The following is a 21,286-nucleotide window of genomic DNA, read 5'->3' as shown; positions in this document are numbered from 1 at the left end:
AACGCATTATGTTACTGCCAAAAGGGTATAGTGAAGTTATATTTCAGGATAAAAAATACGGAATCACAAGAACAGATTTCAATAAAGGAAAAAGTATAAAAATATATGCTGAAGAATTAGCTGGGAATGATTTTATCAGTTTAAATTACTACATAACATCAGATAAAGAATTACTAAAACCCTGTGAGATGCCTGATGAGAAAGTCCTTCAATTCTTAAATAATATGATTATCCTATGAATGAAAACAAAACATTAGGGTTTGGGACAGCAGCAATTGGCAGACCACAGTATATTAATATTCGCCAAGGACATTATTTTGATGGTGATTTAGAAGCCTTTAAAACTCAAGGCTATGCTGTGCTTGAGCGAGCTTATAATTTAGGAATTCGCTATTTTGACACAGCTCCAGGATATGGCTTAGCTGAGCAGTTACTTATCGATTGGTTGAAAACTAAAACAGATCCAAAAATTAAAATAGCTACAAAATGGGGTTATACTTATGTGGCTAATTTTAATCCAGATGCTGCGATTCATGAAGTGAAAGAACACAGTTTGAAGAAATTGAATGAACAATGGGAAACGTCAAAAGTACTCATCCCAAATTTGAAGGTATATCAAATCCATTCGGCAACATTTGAAACTGGTGTGCTAGAGAATGATGCCATTCTAAATCGGCTGGCATTTTTGAAAAATGAATTTAGCATTGACATAGCTATTACAACTAGTGGAGCTAATCAAATTGAAGTGATTAAAAAGGCCTTGGATGTTTCTGTGGCTAATGAACAATTATTTGATGCTTTTCAAGTCACTTATAATATTTTAGACCAAAGCTTGTACGAATTGCACTCAGAATTAATGGGTCAAAATAAAACGGTTATTATTAAAGAAGCTATAGCCAATGGTCGTTTGTTTAGAAATGAAAGATTCCAAAATTATAACAAACTCTATACTGTTTTGGAAGAATTATCAGAAAAATATAACGTGGGAATTGATGCTGTTGCTTTAAAATTTTGTCAGCAGACAATAAAAGATAGTATTGTTTTAAGTGGAGCCTCAAATGTTACGCATTTAGAATCCAATGCAAAGGTGACATCATTTAAATTATCTGAAAATGATATAGAACGGCTTAAGGATTTTGCTGTTAATACGACTAACTACTGGAACGAACGAAAACAATTAAATTGGAATTAAAATAATTATGAAAGCCATTTGGAATAATCAAATTATAGCAGAAAGTAATGACACAGTTGTTATAGAAAACAACCATTATTTTCCACACGAAAGTATTAAAAAGGAGTTTTTTAAACCAAGTGATACACATACCACATGTGCATGGAAAGGTGAAGCGTCTTATTACACTTTAGAAGTCGATGGAAAAGAAAATAGAGATGCCGCCTGGTATTATCCAGAAGTATCTCAATTAGCCAAATCGATAAAAGGGCATGTAGCTTTTTGGAGAGGTGTAGAGGTTACAGATTGATGAATAGTGAAGATAAAATAGGATTTGGAGGCGGTTGTCATTGGTGTACAGAAGCTGTATTTCAATCGTTAAAAGGAGTCATTTCTGTAGAACAAGGTTATATCGCATCCACTAATGAATTTGCAAGTTTTTCTGAAGGTGTTCTAGTGACGTATAATCCAAAAGAGGTTAGTCTTGAGCTGCTAATAGAAATTCATGTATTAACACATAAGAGTACCAAGAACCACTCTATGCGCGATAAATATCGTTCGGCAATTTATACATTTTCAGAAGTTGTAAAAGCAAAATCCAAACATATTTTAAGTGCTTTGAACAAGCAACATAAAGATGAATTAATTACCCTTGTTTTAGATTTCAATACATTTAAAACCTCAAGAGAAGAGATTACTAATTACTATTTTAAAAACCCCGAAAAACCGTTTTGTAAAACGTTTATTAACCCTAAATTGAAACTATTATTAACTAATTATACCAACAAAGTTAACTGTGATAAGTTAGATCATTTAAAGTTGGAAGCAACACTGTAAATGCATAATTATGAGTAACGAGAGATTAAAAATAGAAAACAATAAAGGTCATAAACTTCAGGCATATTTAGAATTGCCTGCTAATCAAAAGCCAAGTTATTTTGCCATTTTCGCACATTGTTTTACCTGTAGCAGTACATTAAGTGCTGTCAAAAATATTAGTCGGTCACTAACTAATCACGGTTTTGGCGTGGTAAGATTTGATTTCACAGGGCTGGGACGTAGTGAAGGTGAATTTGCAGACAGTCATTTTTCTGCAAATGTTGATGACCTCATAGCTGTTAATGATTATCTAACAGAAAACTACGAAGCTCCAGCTTTACTTGTAGGACACTCTCTTGGTGGAGCAGCTGTTTTAGTCGCCGCTTCAAAATTGAATAATATCAAGGCAGTAGCAACAATTGGTGCTCCAGCCACAGTAAATCATGTTAAACATTTGTTTTCTCATGGTATCGAAGATATAAAGCAAAAGGGTAAAGTAGAAGTTAATATTGGTGGTAGACCTTTCAAAATAGACGAAGATTTCGTTTCAGATTTTGATAAAACAGATTTACCAGCAATAGTAAAATCTCTTAGAAAACCACTACTTATTTTACATTCGCCAATCGATACAATTGTAGGTATAAAAAATGCCGAGCAATTATATCATAATGCACATCATCCAAAGAGTTTTGTGACCCTTGATGATGCAGATCATTTACTGTCTAATACTCGAGATAGCTTATATGCTGGAGATATTATAGGCAGTTGGGTGCAGCGTTACTTTGAACCTAAGGAAAATAAGATGCTTGATACAGGAGGAGAACAGTTGGTGGCACATTTAAATTTGAGAAACGATAATTTTACAACTACAATTCAAACGTCAAAGCACAATTTTATTGCTGATGAACCTGATAGTGTTGGCGGTGATGATTTTGGGCCCTCACCTTATGATTTTCTAAGTGCAGGATTAGCTGCTTGTACAGTGATGACCCTAAAATTATATGCCGAACGTAAACAATGGGATTTACAAGAGGTATATGCTCATATAACCTATTCTAAGAAACATAGTGATGATTTAATGTTAGACATTGAATCTCCAAAACGAATAGATCATTTGTCAAAAAAGTTGACTTTTATCGGTAACTTAGACGATTCACAAAAGCAACGATTAAAAGAAATTGCTTCAAAGTGTCCAGTTCATAAAACGTTACAAAGTGAAGTGATTATTGACACAGAACTTATATAATTCAAAAATTTCATCATCAATCAATGACATTAAAAGATTCGTATCTAAAAACAAGACAACGATTTACATCAATTTGCAGAACTCTAAAAACCGAAGACTATTCTGTACAACCTGTTATATTCGTGTCACCTCCAAAATGGCATTTGGCACATAGCACATGGTTTTTTGAGCAGTTTGTGCTTTCTAAATTTAAATCTGGTTACAAAACTTTTGACGAGGATTTTGCCTATTTGTTCAATAGCTATTATAACAATGCAGGTACACGTGTATTAAGGCCTAATAGAGGTTTAATGACGCGCCCAACAGTTGATGAAGTTTATCAATATAGGCAATACGTGGATCAAGAAATGCTCAAGTTTTTATCTGAGGACATTTCAGAAGAGATTAAAAAAATAATAGAACTCGGCATTCAACATGAGCAACAACACCAGGAGTTGTTTTATTATGATGTTAAATACATTTTAGGAAACCAACCAACGTTTCCAACAATTGAAAGTGATATTTATTTTACTGAAATTGAACAGCCTTCAAAATGGTTAAAAATTGAAGAAGGTATTTATGATATTGGCCATAATGATGACTCATTTTGTTATGATAATGAATTAGGAAAACATAAAGTGTATTTACATGAATTTGAAATTTCCAATCAGTTAATTTCCAATCAAGATTACATAAATTTCATAGACGCTGGAGGTTATGATAATTTCAATTTATGGCATGCTGAAGGTTGGGATTTTATTCAACAAAATGCTATAAAAGCACCAGAGTATTGGCATAAAATTGATGGGATATGGCATCACTATACACTTCAAGGTTTTCAAGAAGTTAATCTTAAAACACCTGTTAATCACATTAGTTTTTATGAAGCTCATGCGTTTGCCGAATGGAAACAAATGCGTTTACCTACAGAGTTTGAATGGGAAGTGGCATCAAAGCATTTTAACTATGGCGAGCTTTGGGAATGGACTAATAGTGCTTACTTGCCCTATCCTAATTACTCCAAAGCACCTGGCGCTCTAGGCGAATATAACGGTAAGTTTATGATCAATCAAATGGTACTTAGAGGCGCTTCGGCAGCAACAGTAGATGGACATAGCAGATCAACATATCGCAATTTTTTTCATCCAGAAATGAGATGGCAATTTTCAGGAATTAGACTCGTAAAGTAATATGAACAATACATTTGCAAAAGACATCATTGATGGTTTAACCAATGAGCAGAAGCAACTTTCTTCTAAATATTTTTATGATGATAATGGCAGTCGCATATTTCAAGAGATTATGCAAATGCCTGAGTATTATCTTACCGACTCAGAATTTGAAATCCTCTCACTTCAAGCACAACAAATAGTAGATGCCTTAGCGTTTCAACAACCGTTCAATATTATTGAACTTGGCGCAGGTGATGGATTCAAAACATTCAAGCTTTTAGAGTATTTGGTAAACAATTCAGTTGCCTTTAATTACATACCCATAGATATCTCCCAAGAAGCTATTACAATATTAACTCAAAAATTAACAGAACGTTTGCCCGAACTTTCAATCACACCTAAAGTAGGTGATTATTTTGAAATACTAAAAGAGACGTCTAAGAGCAAAACACCAAGTTTACTGTTGTTTTTAGGAAGTAACATTGGTAATTATTCTCAAGAAGATGCTAGTAACTTACTAAGACTTTTTAATAAGAATATGAATAAAAATGACAAGTTGCTCATTGGTATGGATTTAAAAAAGAATCCGATAACAATTCATAATGCTTATTATGATGAAGGAGGCGTGACCAAACGATTTAATCTCAACCTTTTAATTAGAATCAATCGCGAATTTGATGCCGATTTCAAGATAGATGACTTCGATTTTTACTGTCATTACAACCCTGTAAATGGCGAAGTAAAAAGTTATATAGTGAGCCTAAAAGCACAAACGGTTGATATCAAAAAATTAGGAGCAACAATTGAATTCAAACAAAACGAATTGATATGGACTGAGCTCTCAAAAAAATACGGACTTTCAGAAATAGAAGAACTATCTAAAAAGGCGAATTTCAGTATAAAAAAACATTTTCTAGACTGTAAACATTATTTTACAGATAGTCTATGGGAAAAATTAGATTAAGAATCAATATCTTTAGAAAACAAAACCGTCCAAATGAAAACCTTCAATAAATTAGCTCCATTAATTTTAGTAAGTATTCTTTTAAATGCCTGCGCTAATTTTAAAGCGCAGTATAATATCGAGGGATCTAATCTGTCGCATATTAGTGATGATATTAAGGCGCATTTTGATACTTATCCAGAAAACAAAGAGATAGCGCATACATTTTACTTAATTGGAGATGCGGGAAATTCTCCAATAGGAGAGCTTTCACAAGGCTTGATAGCTTTTGAAAAGGAACTAAAAAACGCTTCAAAAAATAGTACAGCTCTATTTTTAGGTGATAATATTTATCCAAAGGGACTGCCAGAAAAAGGCGATGAGTCAAGGGCTTTTGCCGAGTATCAACTCAAAGCACAAACAGATGTTGTTAAGGATTTTAAAGGAGAAACTATTTTTATTCCTGGTAATCATGATTGGTATAGTAATGGTGTTGAAGGCTTAAAACGACAAGAGAAGTATATTGAAGATCAACTAGGGAAGAATACATTTTTACCTGAAAATGGATGCCCTTTAGAAAAGGTCACTATATCTGAAGACATTGTAATGATCTTAGTCGATTCGGAATGGTATTTAACCAATTGGGACGATCACCCAACCATTAATGATGATTGTGAAATTAAAACAAGGAATAAATTTTTTGACGAATTTGAAGGTTTGATAAAAAAGGCGAGAGGAAAAACAACAATCATCGCTTTACATCATCCTATATTTACTAATGGTTCGCATGGTGGTCAATTTTCATTTGCGAGTCATATGAAACCCATTCCAATTTTAGGTACCCTAAAAAATGTGATTCGAAAAACTGGAGGTGTGACCACTGTTGATATTCAGAATAGATACTATAATGAGTTTAGAAAACGTATTATCACACTATCTCAAGAGAATGATAAAACGATTTTTGTTTCAGGTCATGAACATAGCTTGCAATATTTAATTCAGGATAACTTACCTCAAATTGTTAGTGGATCAGGATCTAAAATTTCGGCAACACGAAATGTTCAAGGTGGTCAGTTTTCATATGGAACTCAAGGTTATGCTGTTCTTGATGTGTTTAAAGATGGATCGTCTTTTGTAAGCTTTGTAAAGGCTTCTACTAATGAAACAGTTTTTCAAAAAGAAATACATGCGGCTACAAAAGAAATAGCAAGTGTAAATTATAACGATAATATAGCCAAACAGACAACAGCTTCAATATACACTGAAGAAGAAACGACGAAAGGAGGGTTCTATAAAACACTTTGGGGAGAACGTTACAGAGAAGAATTTAGTCAAAAAATATCTGCCCCAACAGTAAGTCTTGATACGCTATTTGGAGGTTTAAGGCCAACTCGTAAAGGAGGAGGGCACCAATCAAAATCTGTTCGATTAGAAGATAAGCAAGGGAGAGAATATGTGATGAGAGCCCTTCGTAAAAATGCATTACAATATTTACAAGCTGTAGCTTTTAAAGATCAATATATTGAAGGACAATTTGATGATACGTATACCGAAGGTTTACTTTTAGATGTGTTTACTGGGTCTCATCCATATGCACCTTTTACTATTGCAACGTTATCTAAGGCTGTAGGTGTTTATCATACGAATCCTGTTTTATATTACATTCCTAAACAAGAAGCTCTAGGCATGTATAATGATGAGTTTGGAGATGAACTATATATGATAGAAGAACGTGCTTCGGATGGTCATGGAGATAAAGTGAGTTTTGGGTTTTCAGATGAATTGATAAGTACAGATGATTTACTAAAAGAACTTCATGAAGACGAAGATCATATTCTAGACGAACCAGCATACATTAGGGCACGTTTATTTGACATGCTTATTGGTGACTGGGACAGACATGAAGATCAATGGCGTTGGGCTAAGTTTAAAGAAAATGGAAAAACGATTTATCGACCTGTACCTCGAGATCGTGATCAGGCGTTTTCTATCATGGCCGATGGTGCATTACTTAGTTTTGCAACAACGGTTGTACCTGCATTACGCTTAATGAAAAGTTATGATGAAGAGTTAAAGAGTCCGAAGTGGTTTAATCTAGAGCCTTACCCTTTGGATATGGCTTTAATAAATGAATCAAATCGCGACGTTTGGAATGCACAAGTACAACAGATCGTTACTAATCTTACAGACGCGGTTATTGATGAAGCGTTTACGTATTTCCCTTCTGAAGTCAATCAAGAAACGGTTCAAGATATCAAGCGAAAATTACAAGGCAGACGATCAAATCTTCAGAAGATATCTGATGAATACTACAATCATATCAACATGTTTGGTTTGATTAAAGGAACCGATAAAGACGATTGGTTTGATATTGTACGATTGCCAAATGGCGATACAAAAGTCACCGCTTATCGTATTAAAAAAGGCGAGAAATCTGATGTGTTTCACGAGCGTACTTATACCTGTGAAGACACCAAAGAGATTTGGATTTATGGTTTAGATGACGATGATGTATTTAAGGTGTCAGGTGAAGGCAACAAGCTCATAAAGATACGATTGATTGGTGGGCAAAATAAAGATGTTTATGATATTCAAAATGGTAAAAAAGTAAAGATATACGATTATAAATCAAAAGAAAGCGAGTTTTTAACCAACAAAGGAAAAGTCAAACTAACCGATGATTATGAGACGAATATCTACGACTATAAAAAACTAAAAAATAGTAGTAATCAGTTTATTCCAACCTTAGGTGCTAATCCTGATGACGGATTCAAATTAGGCTTCACTAATACTTTAACTAATTACGGCTTTGAACGTAATCCTTTTACATCACAACATATCTTTTCTGCGGCTTACTATTTTGCTACACAAGGTTTTGATTTGGGATATAATGGCGAGTTTGCTAATGTAGTCGGACATATGAATCTAGGAATTCAAGCACATTTTACAAGTCCTAATTATGCCGTTAACTTTTTTGGATTTGGTAACGAGTCGCTAAACCCTGAAGCTGATGATGACGATGGTTTAGATGTAGATCTCGATTATAATCGTGTAAAGATTAGAACATTTAAAGTGTCACCTTCATTAATTTGGAGAGGACAATTAGGTGCTAGTTTTAAAGTTGGTGTGAGTTACGAGTCTAATGAAGTAGAACGAACTGAAGGTCGTTTTATCGCTTTACTACCTGCTAATAATTCTGTGTTTGACAAGCAAGATTTTTATGGCATTGAAGCAAAGTATCACTATGCCAATACAGATAATGCTGCTTTTCCAACATTGGGTATGATGATAGCATTAGAAACAGGATATAAAAATAATGTGAGTACATCCAGTGGTTTTGGATATATCATTCCAGAACTTAGCTTCGATTATAAATTAGTGCCAAGCGGACAATTAGTTTTAGCGACAAAACTTAAAGCGCAGATCAATTTGGGAGATGATTTCGAATTTTATCAAGGTGCGAATTTAGGAGCAAATGAAGGACTTCGTGGCTATAGAAATGAACGTTTTATTGGTAACAGTGCTTTTGTTCAAAGTACCGATTTAAGGCTCAATTTAAATAAAATCAAAACAGGATTATTACCATTAAATATTGGCTTTTATGGTGGTGTAGATTATGGTCGTGTTTGGCTAGATGGTGAAGATTCCGATCGATGGAATAATTCATTTGGAGGTGGTATTTTTGCTAATGCTGCAGATATGATCACTGCAAATATTTCAGCATTTAATAGTGATGATGGTTTACGTTTCGCTTTTAAACTAGGTTTTGGGTTTTAAGAAATGAATTGTGTTTTTTAAAAAACGTTTTCTGAAATAAGTGATTCTGCACCTAGTCTATTACATTAACCTTCTAATCTTGCATTAGTCTTGATAGAATGCTTTTTTTTATTTCTTTTTATTCAGTAAAAGCTTATTGGTAAGGATTTTTTCAAATTCAGCCATTAGCTTTAAGTGTTTTTTGTTTTGATCTTTAGATAAAATGGGTTCAACACTCGAATTTAAGTTACCAATATTTTCCTTAATGCTTTTTAAATACTCAGCTTCAGGCAAGACTTTATCTCTGTTTTCTTTATCCTTATAGCGTCCTATTTTATCAAGGTGAAATGCAAATAAAGTCTCATATTCTATTAGTGTTTCAGCGCTAAGCATCAATCCTTCAACTTGGTTATCAACCCAAATATGTAAACTAGAGAACTCTTCCATTGAAAAAATACCATATCCATATTCTTCCTTTTCATTTTCCTTTTGACTTTGAGCATTTACAGCTGACATTGAAAACACGCATACTAAAATGATTAACGCTTTAATAATTTTCATGATTTTAATCTTTAATTGGATTCATTTTTAAGTTAAGTTCTATTCACTTAATAAGTTTAAACTTTTCAGGGACTCATAACATTTAGTGCAAAAATAAAATACACTTCTGAATTAATAAGACGTAAATGTATGAAAATCGAAGAAATTTCACGAGCTATTGATGTTTTAAAGTGATAATTTTGCCTGATCTTAGAACTGTAATTTCGAAGGCGTCATCATTTGATAAATTTTGTCCAAATTCAGCGAGTTTAATTAAAGTGTCGTCAGTTAATTCAAACTGTATATCATTAAAGGCTAATATAATATCACCTCCTGCAATTATTTTTTTTAGCCCAATAGAAATCTCCATATCACCTCCTTTTACTCCCATATCATCAAAAATACTTAATGATGCAACTCGTTGAACTAATAGTCCGCTTTTTTGAGGCAAGTTAAAAAGATTAGCTTCTTTCCCTGTGAGCGTGTAAAACTCGGCTCCAAACCAAGGGATTTTATTATTCAATAATAATTTAGCCACTAAATTTGAACTTGAAGCATAACCAATCCCATCGGAGCCTCCCGAATTTGATTTTATATGACTTACAACACCTATAACTTCGCCTTCTAAATTAAACATTGGACCTCCAGAGTTACCTTGATTTATAGCAGCATCTGTTTGAATGAACTCTGTGTTTGTAAATTGGTTTTTTCCTAAATTTTGTCTTTTGAATGCGCTAATGTATCCTGATGATAGTGAAAAGCCTACACCAAGAGGAACACCTATTACAAATACTTGTTGGCCAATTTTCATTTTATCAGAATCTCCAAAGGACACTGTGATTGCATTTAGTTTTGGTCTTAATAATTTAATTAGTGCTATATCAGCGCTGTCATATGATGATATCACTTTGGCAGGTATGGTTTCTCCATCTGAAAACTTAACAACCAAGGATTCGGGCACTCTAACGACATGAGCGGCAGTAATTATTAATTCGTTTGAAATCATAAAACCTGAACCCAAACCACTAGTGCTAACTTTTTGTGAAGTATTTGCCTGATTAGTAGTGATGGTGTTTTCTTGAGTAAAAATGGCTACTACAGCAGGACTTACTTGTTCATAAATTTTTGAAAGATCTTGAGCATTGAGGACAAAACTGAAGAAAAAAATGATAATGATTAATGTGTTTTTCATAGGACTATAAACTCTTTTTTGATAAAGAATACGTATCTTTATATAGCTCTAAATTAGGCTATTTTTTAATATAATTGAACTGAAATATTCATTTTTAAATTCTAATTTCGTTATGAAAACTTTATCCATTAAAAGTGGTTTTATTCTCTTTTCTATTTCTTTTTTGATTTTTAGTTGCGCTCCGAGACTGTCCTCTAGTTTTGTGAAAGAAGGATATACAGATAAAACATATTCTAAAATAGCAGTTATTGGCATAAGTAATGATTTGACGTCTAGATTAGCATTTGAAAGAACAGCTGTTAATTTATTTAAAAACAATGGGATTAATGTGGTTCAAGGGATAGATATATTTCCTCAAAATATGAGTGAAAAGGATCAACAACCAGCAAACCTGATAAAAATAATTAAGGATAATAATCTGGATGGCGTAATTACTATGAGTTTAATTAGTACTAACGATGGTCATCGCTATCAACAAGGGAATAGCTACTCAGTACCAGCTGGTTATTATAAAGTGGGGAAGCATATTTACCAACGTTACATTACCGTTAGCGAACCTGGATATTATGTGCCTACAAAATCTTATGTTATTGAAGCTGTTTTATATAATTTAAAAGGAGAGCTAGTAGAAGGGAAAGAGACTTGGGTTTGGACTGGTGAATCTTCGCTAGTGGACCCTTATTCATTACAATCTGCAGCTTTAACCTTTTCACAACAAATGGTTGGACAGATTATTAAAGATGAAATCATTATTCCAAAATAGATTTTAGTTTTAAAACGAGTATCCTAACTTTATTCCATATCGCCAAGCTGGAAGTGTAATTTTAGTTTCTTGATTACCATTAACTCTAAAATCGGGATCAATAAAATCTATGATGCCTATATCTTGCAATGCTTCTGATAAATCATCATAAAAAGCTTGAGGCACAGGACTAATTTCTGTTAAAGTAATTCTATTAGTGCTAAATCCAGGGCCTGCAAAAATTAGATCAATAAAAAAACCTTTTTTTAACAGCCATTTATATCCAAGTTCTATTCCAAAAACGGAGGACTTTAAGTTTGCGTCAATTAAAATATCACTGACTTCGTCTTCTCTAGATGTATATACGCCTCCTAAATCTGCACTTGCGTCTTGATATTTAAAATAAGCACCTAAATACAGACCATTGAGTCCTGATTTACGTTTTTGAAAATACCATCTAAATTCTGGAATAACTTTAAATCCAGAGAAATTTAAATCATTAGAATCAAAGCGATCAAAGCTTATTTGAGTCACTTCAAAGACACCAGAAGACCCTTTATAACCAAAAGACACACCCAAAGATGTATTAATTCCTATGCCACGTTCATAATGTATTTGAAATGTTCCAAAAAGCGGAAGTATAGGGTCAACGCTAATGTGATTTTTTCTAAAATCTAAATCGTCATCTTGTGCAAAACTACTATGAGATACTAGCACTAATACAATAGTAAAAAAAGTAATGAATGTGTTTTTTTTCATTATTGAGATTATGATTTTATTCTTTTAAAACGTTTGATTACTAGAAATAATTCTAATAGAGAATTTAAATTTACTTCAATATTTGATGTTATCCTATTGGAAAATCGAATCCTAATAATTTATGAGATATAATAAATGCAAAACAGGCACCATATTTATGATACCTGTTGAAATAAAATAGAGGGATTATCTATGATATAATAAGAAAAGAATATGCAAATTATAATTTGCTAAATCTTTTTATCCAAACTGTTTTTCCACTTTGAATACGAACAAAATATAACCCAGTTGATAGAGAAGACACGTTTATACTTTGAAGCGTGTCATAGTCGTTGACTTTTTGACCTATTGCCGAAAATATACTCACACGATCAATATTTAAATGTTCTGGAATTTGAAAATTTAAAATATCCTTGGCAGGATTTGGATACAACGAAAAATCATCAAATACATTATCTTCAACTCCAAGTAGAGGTAATCTAAAAATAAATCCTCTGCCATTATTTGTCACTCCAACTACGGTGGAACCATCGTCAGATAATCCTAAGGGTAATGCTAATATAGCGCCTTGAACATCTATACCTACTGAAATAGCATAGTCGGTAAGGTCCACTAATCCTTCGCTTTCTGTATGTATAAAACCTCTTCCAAAAGCTGCTGGTCCTGGCCATTGTCTATAATAACCAACTGCAATTTCACCATCAGATGATAAGCCTGTTGTGGTTCCTCTCCATCCACTTACTGGAGAAGGTCCAATATTAATGATTCCTGATGATTGACTCCATTTCCATGCCTGAAATTCATTTGTAGGTGATTGTCCACCACCACCAGCCCAAAGGCCGTCATCAGATAAAGTGCCAACTTCAGCAGCGGGATTGTTATTAGAATGGGTTAATAAGGTCTGAACACCATTAGTCCATATGGCACCTTGCCGAATTCCATCTGAATTATCTTGCCATCCACCAATTACGCTACCATCATTATTGACGGCATTCGCTCTTGTGCTTTGACCAGGTACTGTACTTCCAAGATCTTCTAGACCTCCATCGGCTGTCCATTTTATGGCATGAGCAGACCCAGAGCTGAACCAGCCTAGGCCAACAATTGTTGATCCATCTGATGAAATTCCCCAAGCAGAACTTGCAGAGCCTTGAGACGAGAAACCTAAAGAACCGTATGATGTCCATGCTTGTGTATCGACATCATACGAACTTAGTTCCCCTAGACTGTTACTTGGATTAATGCGTGTGCCTGCAATTATAGTCCCATCCCCATTAATTCTAGTTTGACCACCGTAAAATGAAGGTTCGACACCTCCAATTAAATTTACACCATTAGCTTCGGTCCATATAAAATGTTCTGCATTATTATGACCTACAGCAATGGTACCATCATCACTAACATCAGTTAATATAAATCCAATATCAAGAATATTTAACTGTGCATTACAGTTGCTTGAATACATAAGCAGGATTATAATAAAAGTTGAAATTCTGTTTATACTAAGTGCATTGATTTTCATTTAAATAAGATTTAGTCAGTTAATAAAATAAGGTGCTAATTAATTATACAATTAGTTCCAAATGAAATAAGAATACGATTGTCTATACTTTTTATATAGAAGATTAAGATTAGAGTTTACTAAGTCTTTTTATCCAAACAGTTTTCCCACTTTGAATACGAACAAAGTATAACCCAGTTGATAGAGAAGACACGTTTATGTTTTGAAGCGTGTCATAGTCATTGACTTTTTGACCTGTTGCTGAAAATATACTCACGTTATCAATATTTAAATGTTCTGGAATTTGAATATTTAAAATGTCTTTTGCAGGATTTGGATACATTTTAATATCTAATTCGCTGTATTCATTATCTGGAGTTGATAATGTGTCTGTATTAATATTATACGTCATAATCCCAAGGTCTGGAGTTGCTATATATACTGTAACAGAATTAACATCAAAAGTAAAGTCCATACTCTGAGAGCCAACATTTTCAATGGCTTGAACAGGAATTTCGATCCAAGTATCAGCATTATTTTTACTCACTAATATTTGAGCTTCAGTTGTTGGTGACGAATATATTGAAGCGGCAAGATGATTAGTACCAGAATATTTTATTGAAGTGACATTATCACCTATATAGACCTGTGTCCAGTTTTCAGCATAATCTGTTGTCTTAAATATACCTTGAGTAGTTGCAATTACGATTTCTTGATTATTATTTGGATTTTGTTTAATATCTAAAATAGCATCACTATTTGGTGTTAAGGAAATGCCGTCACTCTTCAACTCCCAGGTAGCACCATTATCTGAAGATTTGTAAAAGTTTGTACCAACTGAAACAAATACAGTATTAGGATTTTGACCATCAAAAGCTGTTGACCAATGCAACCCACTTTCAGGAAGTGTAATTTGTGTAGGTGTAGGACTCATTGGATCTGAAAAATCAATTTTGTAGGTTCCTGAATTTTGAAAAGACGCCCAAACAATATTATTATTTGATGGATCTGTAGTCGTACTAAGAAGGTTGTCAAATTGTACACCGTAAATAGGAAATGGATTTGCTCCAAATTCATTACTCACATTAAGTAATGTATTACCAAAGCCTCCACTTGTAAAACTATAGACTCTACCTTCAGTAGTTCGATCTATAAAATATGTATTTCCATTACCAATATTCCCAATATTAAGAGGTATGATATTATGTGCTGTTTCTAAATTTGTAGTCATGTCTTTATGGACTAAACCACCTTGTACACCATAATATAAATTTTCAGATCCAATTTGAGAGACTGCTACTTTATTAGAAAGAAAGAAAGGATTCTCTAATTTTTCTAAAGTTACACCACCATCAGTCGATTTAAAAGGATGATAGTTGGCATTGACCATTAATTCATTGTTATTGAAAGGGTTGAAAGACACATTAAGCCCATAAAAATAAGAGTCTGGGTTTTCAGTGAAGTCATCATTAAGCGGGTAAATATGGTTAGTCCATGTTGCACCACCATCACTTGATATTATCATTTCATTGGTATCTAGTACTATTATCTTATTGGCATCTGTAGGATTAAATTCAATTCGAGTGATATCGTCATCAGCCCAGTCGTATAGATTGGTCCATGTTATGGTCATAGGTTGCCAAGTGTCACCATTATCTAAAGAGTGGTATAGATTCTGATCTCCACCACCAAACGATGATGAAGTTCCTAATAACATCTCTGAAGCATTCTGTGGATTAAAAGTAATTGGACTTAATACAATACCTGCTAATTTTTCAGTCCATGTTCCACCGGCATCATTTGATACAAATAAACCACCATCAACACCATTTGGTCCATAATTTCTCGACATATATAAACTACCAGGATTATTAGGGTGAATCGCAACCTTGTTTATAAATACAGAATCATAATTTGTATTAAAATAAACTTCAGACCAAGTACTTCCAGCATTGGTTGTGTAAAATACTTTTACATAATTTATGTTCTGATAATTAAATCCTTGAGCAAACAAGATAATGTTTGGATCTTGATTATAAATATCATAAGATGTAACCCATTGTTGATCTGATAAGCCTGGATTAGGTGCTGTAATCTGTTGTGATATATTTTGAGTGTTTAAATCGAAAAAATAAATGGTGTTATTCGCGTTCTGACCAGAGTTTTTAATAATAAAACTAAGGGTATCATTCCCCATTAATCTTAAGTCACTAATTTGAGTACCGCTTTCAGGAAATGAATACATGACTTCCCAATTGATACCATTATCAATAGATTTCATTATGTGGTTTCCAAGTGAAACTGCATATAATGTGTTTTCTGTATTAAGGTCATAGGTTACATCGTCTAACCTTCCGTATGTACTATTTCCTTCATAGCTAATTTGAGCAAAGGAATTAAAAGAGCAACTTATAATTAGTGCTAGAGTAAAAAATGATTGTAAAGTTGTTTTCATGGTAATTAATTTAGATTTAGGCAAATCTTTCTAAAAACCAAAACATCTAGCAAAAATGTAGACCGAAATAGTGTGACATTTTATTAGAATAACGTGACAATGCCTTATAGAGAAGCTAAATAGTGGTAGAGATCGTTACTCTCACCTAATCCAAGTTTTTTTGAAATACGTTCTTTCCGTTTTCTACAAGCTTCGGGAGTGATATTAAAAACTGTAGCAATCTCTTTTGGAGAAAGGTCCATATATACATAAGAAATGAACCGAATATCATTAGCATTAATTGAAGTATGCTTTCTTTTAAGATTGCTTAAAAACCCTTGGTTTACTTCTTCAAAATGCTTAATAAAGCTGTCCCATTCTTCATCTGTTTTTAAGTAGCTTTTTAGGTTCTTAATATGCTGTTTAATAGTTGAAGAATGTTCCAAGGTATTGTTTGCTTCTAATTCGGAAATAATAGTCGTAACAAGCTTATTTCTATCTGATAAGAAAAGCGCCTTTGCCGAGAGTTTTCTGTTCTTGGACTCAATTTCGCTTTTTAGCTGTTTTTCGAGTAATAAATTTTCATTTTTTTCTTTCTCTAATTCTAAAGTCAGAATTTCTTGATTTCTTTTTTCAAGAATTTTACGCTGTTTATTTTTTAAAATTTGGTTTCTTAAAGCCCAAATAATTAGAAGAAACAATAATAAAGCTGCGCCCAAAATTGTATAGAAAGCCTTTCTCTCTTTTTCAATTTCCTGTTGTTGGTCATTTAATTCTTTTCTATAATTTTCAATCTCAAACTTTTCTTTACTTCTTTCAAATAATTGACCATCATTTATGGTATTTAATTTCTCTTTAGCAATAATCAATGAATCTTTTATATTTAAAGCTGCTATATAGGATTCATTTTTAGTTAGCAAATTAGAAAGTCGTTCGAAAGCATTTATTTTACTTTCTAAAGTGATACTAGCTTCCACAGACATTTCGGCATAAGAAATAGCATCTTCTATATGATTTTCCTTTTCAAAAGCTCTAGAAATCAATAATAATAAATTGTTTTTAAGTTCAGAATTAGTAACATTATTTAATTGCGGCAATAATTCAAAAGCTAATCTCTTTGAGCTTTCAGTATTATCTCTTAATAAATAGTTTTCTACTAACAAGGCTTTAGCTTCCAATAAAAAATCAGGAGATTCTTGGGATAAATTAATGGCTTCATCTAGAAATGACCTAGCTTTAGACACTTCATTTTTTTTATTTGCAACAGAGGCTAGATTAATAGCATAAATACTTAAATTAACAGTTGCATTATTTTTTTTAGCGATGTCATATGCCTTGAGAAAATACTCTTCAGATTTGTCGAATTTTTCTTCCTTAGAATAGAGAATTGCAATATTATTTAGAACAATCATTTCTTGTTGAGGTTCTAAGTCTTTAATGGCAATAGTATATGCTTCCAAATAATATTCTAGAGCCTTACCATAATCGAGCATATTATAATAATTGGCACCAATATTATTAATGGCTAGAAATTGTTGTTCGTACCATTGATTTTTAATTGCCAATTCTTTGGCTTGGTTAAGTAGTTCAAGAGATTTTGAGTAATCCTTTTCTACCATAGCGTTTACGCCATCTTTAATAAGTAAATTAGCCTCTTCTTGAGCTTTTAAGCCCATTAATCCAGAGGATAGAACAAATACTAAAAACACATAAAATCTCATAATGAATCTGAATAGGAGTGTGAATAAGAGATTAAATTCCAAGTTACGCCTTTATTCCCTTTTTAACAACCACAGGTTAATATTATGGATTTCAATACAATTATTCGTTTTAAAAATTTATTTTTATAGAACTAATCTTGTAATGAAAAAACTTGCTAAAATGAGTGCGAAAAGTAAATATTTTGAAGCCTATGCTGCGGTAATGAAGATTACTCTTAGAGATGGTGATGCCTCAGAGGAGGAAAAAGGATTCCTTCAAGTTTTTGGAAAGAAAATAGGAATTACATCTTCAGAGTATTTTGATATTTCAGAAAACTACATGAGTTATAAAATAATTGCCCCTTATACATTTGATGAACGTAAGGAAGCATTATACAAAATTACTGAGATAATTTACGGAGAGAATTTAATGTTTAATAGTACTCGTATAACATGGCTAGAACGGATGGCAATTGCTATGGGTTTTGACCCTAGTAATGTTAAAGATATAGTTGCTAAATCATTAGCTTTAATTAGAGAGGGTTGTGATTTGGAATCTTATAAAGATGAAATCAAAAAGATAAGTACATGATTATTTGAACCAAAAAGATCAGGTTGTTTTTTTTAATGAATACATTTTGACTTTAGTGTTTTTCCCTTTTAATAAAAGGTTATCCTCAAACTTTATTGCATATTGAGCATTTAAATCAATGGCGTTTAAAACATTTTCTGAAATAACCAATTCAGCACCTAATCTATTGCATTCACCTTCCAATCTTGAAGTTGTATTAATTGTATCTCCATGATAAGCAATTTCTCGCTTTAGTACACCAACTTCAGTCACCATTATAATTCCCAAATTGACTCCTGCTTTGAATTCGGGAACAAGTCCATAGTTCTTTTGATAGTATGTGCTTTTCTCATTTAGTACATCCTTAAATGCAAAAAAGGCATTTATACAATTATTATGCTCTATTCCATCTTTTATTGACCAAGTTAGTACAGCTTCATCTCCAACATATTGATAAATTCTTGCCTTATAATCATTGACGATAGCTAAATCATGAAAGCAATCCTGAATTAATCTACTATACTTAATATGGCCTAATTTTTCGGCATAGGTGGTTGAGCTTTTTAGATCTAAAAACATAAACACTTTTTCATCTTCTTTAGGCGTATAAAATTTGCCGCTAATCATTTTAAGAAGATTTCCTCTACCCAATACTAAATCAATATAGATTATGGTACTTATGGCAAAATTCACAATTAATGCATATAGAAACACAATCCATAGGCCATCTAATTTATCTAAAAACTCTAAAATTGTAATTTTTGATGATATGACCTTAGTAATCTTAAATGAGAAAAAGATTATTAAAATCAAAAATACAGCAGTGATGATTTGTGAGAAGAGTGAATAAACTTGAAGCTTATAAAAAGCAACTCTGTTTTTTATAAACCGATCTATGGCGAGATGTAATAAACCATAAAGTAGTGCTTGCGAAATCCATGTTACAAGAAATATCACAGTATCATTTGTAAATGATTGATTTATGAAATTAATAGTATTGGAGCTGAATTTTGATGCCATATACCATATGATACTTGCAATAAACCAACCAATTAAATAAGCTTTGAGAATATGAAGTTTTTTTTGTAAAAGTTTCATTAGAAATTGGTTGTTGGTATAACTGCATAAAAGTAATCCTTATTTACTAATTTTGAAATAGCTTATCTTTATATTATAAATATTTAAATTTAGAGTATGAGTTCACAAAATGCACATTCTAAAAGCCAATACCACGATGCCTTTGCGGCTATAATGAAAATTACATTTAGAGATGGAAATGCATCTGAAAAAGAAAAACTATTTCTAAAGCATTTGGCTAATAAATTGGAACTATCAGATGCTGAGTATAATACTATATCTAATACTTATATGTCATATGATATTGTTGCTCCATATTTGCATCAACATCGTGTATCTCATTTTTATAACGTTGTGAAAGTGATTCATTCTGATAGAAGTATCGAAGGTGAAGAACAGACAAAATGGTTAACGCGAATGGCTACTGCTATGGGATTTGATCCAAGTAATGTTAAGTATATTGTAGCAAAGTCATTGGATTTATTTGATGATAATTGTGATTTTGACAGTTATAAAGAAGGGATAGACAATATGATGATGTGAGAATTGTATAAGTAAAAAAGCCTAAATTTATGTTTAGGCTTTTTTATAGAATTCAAATTTGCTTGTGGTTACAACTTAAACGTAATAACTGGAAGCATAGAGTGATTAACAACATCTTCAGCAATACTACCACCAAAGAAATGACTTAGGCCTGTTTTACCATGGGTTGTCATTGCTAATAACTGTGCTCCAGTTCTCTTAGAGTGATTTAAAACCCCATCTTCAACAGAATAGTCAGAAGCATATTTGATGTGATCTTTCCAATCTTTCGCATCTGCTTTTTTTAAGAATTCATTCGCTTTAGTTTCAATTTCATCGGTACTTCTGAAACCGTTATGAGGTGTGTTTATATGCAACAGCGTGATTTTATTTCCTAATGTATTCAAAAGGTTAGAGGCCTTTTTAAATGCTGGAATACTTTCTTCAGAAAAATCTGTCGCTAATACGACATTGTCAAAATCAACATTAGTATGTTTACCCTTAACAACAAGTACAGGTGTGTCGCTATGTCTTACAACTTTTTCAGTATTAGAACCAGTAAATATTCCGTCATGATTACTATGCCCTCTTGAGCCCATTACAATCAAATCGGCATCTTCCTGTTTAGCTATAATATCCACTTCTTTAAATACTTTATGACGTTTGATCATTGGAACAACATCTATACCTTCCAAATAATCTTTATCCAGAAAGCTTTCAAATGTTTTATTTGCCGAAGCCAGCATAAATAACATTTCTTCTTGTTTATCTGAACTAGATTCTGAAAAGATAGATTCTGATAATTCAAGCATATTCATGACAATAAGTTGTGCATTGTGCTTTTTAGCTAGAGTAGCTGCAGTTTCTAAAGCATATTCTGAATGCTTCGAAAAATCTACAGGTAAGATTATTTTTTTCATAGTGTTTGTTTTCGTTAGGTGTAAATGTATGAAAATCGAAGAAATTTCAAGAGCTATTGATGTTTTAAAGTTTACATTACAGTTAATGAATTAGGACATTATGTGCTTACAAAATCATATGTTAACAAGGCTGTTTTGTATAATTTAAAAGGAGAACTAGTAGGAGGGAAAGAGACTTAGATTTGGACAGGTGAATCTGCACTATTGGACCAATCTTTAAGACAATCTGCAGCTTTAACCTT

The 21,286-nt window shown here is 32.6% G+C and carries 19 protein-coding genes; 11 read left to right on the top strand and 8 right to left on the bottom strand.

Annotated features, from left to right (window positions below):
• Window positions 1-8 precede the first annotated feature (8 nt).
• The 8 genes from Q0783_RS01820 to Q0783_RS01785 are packed head-to-tail and all read left to right on the top strand — an operon-like array spanning window position 9 to window position 9,107.
• The gene (locus Q0783_RS01820; protein WP_298892790.1) at window positions 9-239 is read left to right on the top strand and encodes a peptide methionine sulfoxide reductase; all 231 of its coding nucleotides are present in this window, start codon (window positions 9-11) and stop codon (window positions 237-239) included.
• Window positions 236-1,192: an aldo/keto reductase gene (locus tag Q0783_RS01815; protein WP_298892789.1), complete on the top strand. Its 957-nt coding sequence runs from the start codon at window positions 236-238 to the stop codon at window positions 1,190-1,192. The genes Q0783_RS01820 and Q0783_RS01815 overlap by 4 nt, the downstream gene beginning before the upstream one ends.
• A gap of 7 nt (window positions 1,193-1,199) precedes the next feature.
• Window positions 1,200-1,481 (top strand): DUF427 domain-containing protein, encoded by a 282-nt coding sequence (locus tag Q0783_RS01810; protein ID WP_298892788.1) that lies wholly within the window; start codon window positions 1,200-1,202, stop codon window positions 1,479-1,481.
• A complete protein-coding gene (locus Q0783_RS01805) occupies window positions 1,481-2,008 on the top strand; it encodes a peptide-methionine (S)-S-oxide reductase (RefSeq protein WP_298892787.1) in 528 nt (175 codons plus the stop codon). Before Q0783_RS01810 ends, Q0783_RS01805 begins: the two co-directional genes overlap by 1 nt.
• A gap of 10 nt (window positions 2,009-2,018) precedes the next feature.
• Window positions 2,019-3,236 carry a bifunctional alpha/beta hydrolase/OsmC family protein gene (locus Q0783_RS01800; RefSeq protein WP_298892785.1) on the top strand — a complete coding sequence of 406 codons (1,218 nt, stop codon included), beginning with the start codon at window positions 2,019-2,021 and terminating at the stop codon, window positions 3,234-3,236.
• Window positions 3,237-3,259: 23 nt separating this feature from the next.
• Window positions 3,260-4,405: an ergothioneine biosynthesis protein EgtB gene (gene egtB / locus Q0783_RS01795; RefSeq protein WP_298892784.1), complete on the top strand. Its 1,146-nt coding sequence runs from the start codon at window positions 3,260-3,262 to the stop codon at window positions 4,403-4,405.
• Between the two features lies 1 nt (window position 4,406).
• Window positions 4,407-5,351, top strand: coding sequence for an L-histidine N(alpha)-methyltransferase (locus Q0783_RS01790; RefSeq protein ID WP_298892782.1), 945 nt, complete (start codon window positions 4,407-4,409; stop codon window positions 5,349-5,351).
• A 33-nt stretch (window positions 5,352-5,384) separates the two neighbouring features.
• The gene (locus Q0783_RS01785) at window positions 5,385-9,107 is read left to right on the top strand and encodes a metallophosphoesterase (RefSeq protein ID WP_298892780.1); all 3,723 of its coding nucleotides are present in this window, start codon (window positions 5,385-5,387) and stop codon (window positions 9,105-9,107) included.
• 108 nt (window positions 9,108-9,215) lie between these two features.
• Here Q0783_RS01785 and Q0783_RS01780 read toward each other — a convergent pair whose 3' ends face one another.
• A complete protein-coding gene (locus Q0783_RS01780) occupies window positions 9,216-9,647 on the bottom strand; it encodes a hypothetical protein (RefSeq protein ID WP_298892778.1) in 432 nt (143 codons plus the stop codon).
• Between the two features lie 154 nt (window positions 9,648-9,801).
• Complete coding sequence (locus Q0783_RS01775; protein WP_298892776.1) at window positions 9,802-10,818, bottom strand: trypsin-like peptidase domain-containing protein; 1,017 nt, start codon at window positions 10,816-10,818, stop codon at window positions 9,802-9,804.
• Window positions 10,819-10,930: 112 nt separating this feature from the next.
• Here Q0783_RS01775 and Q0783_RS01770 point away from each other — a divergent pair, with 112 nt between their 5' ends.
• Window positions 10,931-11,581, top strand: coding sequence for a hypothetical protein (locus tag Q0783_RS01770; protein WP_298892774.1), 651 nt, complete (start codon window positions 10,931-10,933; stop codon window positions 11,579-11,581).
• 9 nt (window positions 11,582-11,590) lie between these two features.
• Here Q0783_RS01770 and Q0783_RS01765 read toward each other — a convergent pair whose 3' ends face one another.
• From Q0783_RS01765 to Q0783_RS01750, 4 genes are all read right to left on the bottom strand, one after another.
• Window positions 11,591-12,319 carry a DUF3575 domain-containing protein gene (locus Q0783_RS01765; protein ID WP_298754581.1) on the bottom strand — a complete coding sequence of 243 codons (729 nt, stop codon included), beginning with the start codon at window positions 12,317-12,319 and terminating at the stop codon, window positions 11,591-11,593.
• 220 nt (window positions 12,320-12,539) lie between these two features.
• The gene (locus Q0783_RS01760; protein WP_298892771.1) at window positions 12,540-13,841 is read right to left on the bottom strand and encodes a T9SS type A sorting domain-containing protein; all 1,302 of its coding nucleotides are present in this window, start codon (window positions 13,839-13,841) and stop codon (window positions 12,540-12,542) included.
• A gap of 109 nt (window positions 13,842-13,950) precedes the next feature.
• Window positions 13,951-16,275 carry a T9SS type A sorting domain-containing protein gene (locus tag Q0783_RS01755; RefSeq protein ID WP_298892769.1) on the bottom strand — a complete coding sequence of 775 codons (2,325 nt, stop codon included), beginning with the start codon at window positions 16,273-16,275 and terminating at the stop codon, window positions 13,951-13,953.
• A gap of 104 nt (window positions 16,276-16,379) precedes the next feature.
• A complete protein-coding gene (locus Q0783_RS01750; RefSeq protein WP_298892767.1) occupies window positions 16,380-17,975 on the bottom strand; it encodes a tetratricopeptide repeat protein in 1,596 nt (531 codons plus the stop codon).
• A gap of 160 nt (window positions 17,976-18,135) precedes the next feature.
• On the opposite strand from Q0783_RS01750, the gene Q0783_RS01745 reads away from it, so the two are divergent.
• Window positions 18,136-18,546, top strand: a complete 411-nt coding sequence (locus Q0783_RS01745; protein WP_298754590.1) for a hypothetical protein — start codon at window positions 18,136-18,138, stop codon at window positions 18,544-18,546.
• Between the two features lie 18 nt (window positions 18,547-18,564).
• Here Q0783_RS01745 and Q0783_RS01740 read toward each other — a convergent pair whose 3' ends face one another.
• On the bottom strand, window positions 18,565-19,623 hold the full coding sequence (locus tag Q0783_RS01740; protein ID WP_298754592.1) for an adenylate/guanylate cyclase domain-containing protein: 1,059 nt from the start codon (window positions 19,621-19,623) through the stop codon (window positions 18,565-18,567).
• A gap of 96 nt (window positions 19,624-19,719) precedes the next feature.
• Between Q0783_RS01740 and Q0783_RS01735 the strand changes: the two genes are divergently transcribed.
• A complete protein-coding gene (locus tag Q0783_RS01735; protein ID WP_298754594.1) occupies window positions 19,720-20,145 on the top strand; it encodes a TerB family tellurite resistance protein in 426 nt (141 codons plus the stop codon).
• 68 nt (window positions 20,146-20,213) lie between these two features.
• On the opposite strand, the gene Q0783_RS01730 is transcribed toward Q0783_RS01735, so the two are convergent.
• Window positions 20,214-21,044, bottom strand: coding sequence for a universal stress protein (locus Q0783_RS01730; RefSeq protein WP_298892765.1), 831 nt, complete (start codon window positions 21,042-21,044; stop codon window positions 20,214-20,216).
• Between the last annotated feature and the right edge of the window lie 242 nt (window positions 21,045-21,286).

The organism is uncultured Psychroserpens sp. (genome assembly GCF_947500255.1).
In the GTDB taxonomy this organism is placed as follows: domain Bacteria; phylum Bacteroidota; class Bacteroidia; order Flavobacteriales; family Flavobacteriaceae; genus Psychroserpens.
This window is presented reverse-complemented; position numbering and strand designations above follow the sequence as displayed.

Bases quoted from the DNA above. Each gene is read 5' to 3' on its own strand.
- Q0783_RS01785 (WP_298892780.1), top strand. From the start codon at position 5,385: ATGAAAACCTTCAATAAATTAGCTCCATTAATTTTAGTAAGTATTCTT.
- Q0783_RS01815 (WP_298892789.1), top strand. From the start codon at position 236: ATGAATGAAAACAAAACATTAGGGTTTGGGACAGCAGCAATTGGCAGA.
- Q0783_RS01750 (WP_298892767.1), bottom strand. From the start codon at position 17,975: ATGAGATTTTATGTGTTTTTAGTATTTGTTCTATCCTCTGGATTAATG.
- Q0783_RS01765 (WP_298754581.1), bottom strand. From the start codon at position 12,319: ATGAAAAAAAACACATTCATTACTTTTTTTACTATTGTATTAGTGCTA.
- Q0783_RS01780 (WP_298892778.1), bottom strand. From the start codon at position 9,647: ATGAAAATTATTAAAGCGTTAATCATTTTAGTATGCGTGTTTTCAATG.
- Q0783_RS01800 (WP_298892785.1), top strand. From the start codon at position 2,019: ATGAGTAACGAGAGATTAAAAATAGAAAACAATAAAGGTCATAAACTT.
- Q0783_RS01775 (WP_298892776.1), bottom strand. From the start codon at position 10,818: ATGAAAAACACATTAATCATTATCATTTTTTTCTTCAGTTTTGTCCTC.
- Q0783_RS01805 (WP_298892787.1), top strand. From the start codon at position 1,481: ATGAATAGTGAAGATAAAATAGGATTTGGAGGCGGTTGTCATTGGTGT.
- Q0783_RS01790 (WP_298892782.1), top strand. From the start codon at position 4,407: ATGAACAATACATTTGCAAAAGACATCATTGATGGTTTAACCAATGAG.
- Q0783_RS01810 (WP_298892788.1), top strand. From the start codon at position 1,200: ATGAAAGCCATTTGGAATAATCAAATTATAGCAGAAAGTAATGACACA.
- Q0783_RS01820 (WP_298892790.1), top strand. From the start codon at position 9: ATGTTACTGCCAAAAGGGTATAGTGAAGTTATATTTCAGGATAAAAAA.
- Q0783_RS01745 (WP_298754590.1), top strand. From the start codon at position 18,136: ATGAGTGCGAAAAGTAAATATTTTGAAGCCTATGCTGCGGTAATGAAG.
- Q0783_RS01760 (WP_298892771.1), bottom strand. From the start codon at position 13,841: ATGAAAATCAATGCACTTAGTATAAACAGAATTTCAACTTTTATTATA.
- Q0783_RS01740 (WP_298754592.1), bottom strand. From the start codon at position 19,623: ATGAAACTTTTACAAAAAAAACTTCATATTCTCAAAGCTTATTTAATT.
- egtB (WP_298892784.1), top strand. From the start codon at position 3,260: ATGACATTAAAAGATTCGTATCTAAAAACAAGACAACGATTTACATCA.
- Q0783_RS01735 (WP_298754594.1), top strand. From the start codon at position 19,720: ATGAGTTCACAAAATGCACATTCTAAAAGCCAATACCACGATGCCTTT.
- Q0783_RS01770 (WP_298892774.1), top strand. From the start codon at position 10,931: ATGAAAACTTTATCCATTAAAAGTGGTTTTATTCTCTTTTCTATTTCT.
- Q0783_RS01730 (WP_298892765.1), bottom strand. From the start codon at position 21,044: ATGAAAAAAATAATCTTACCTGTAGATTTTTCGAAGCATTCAGAATAT.
- Q0783_RS01755 (WP_298892769.1), bottom strand. From the start codon at position 16,275: ATGAAAACAACTTTACAATCATTTTTTACTCTAGCACTAATTATAAGT.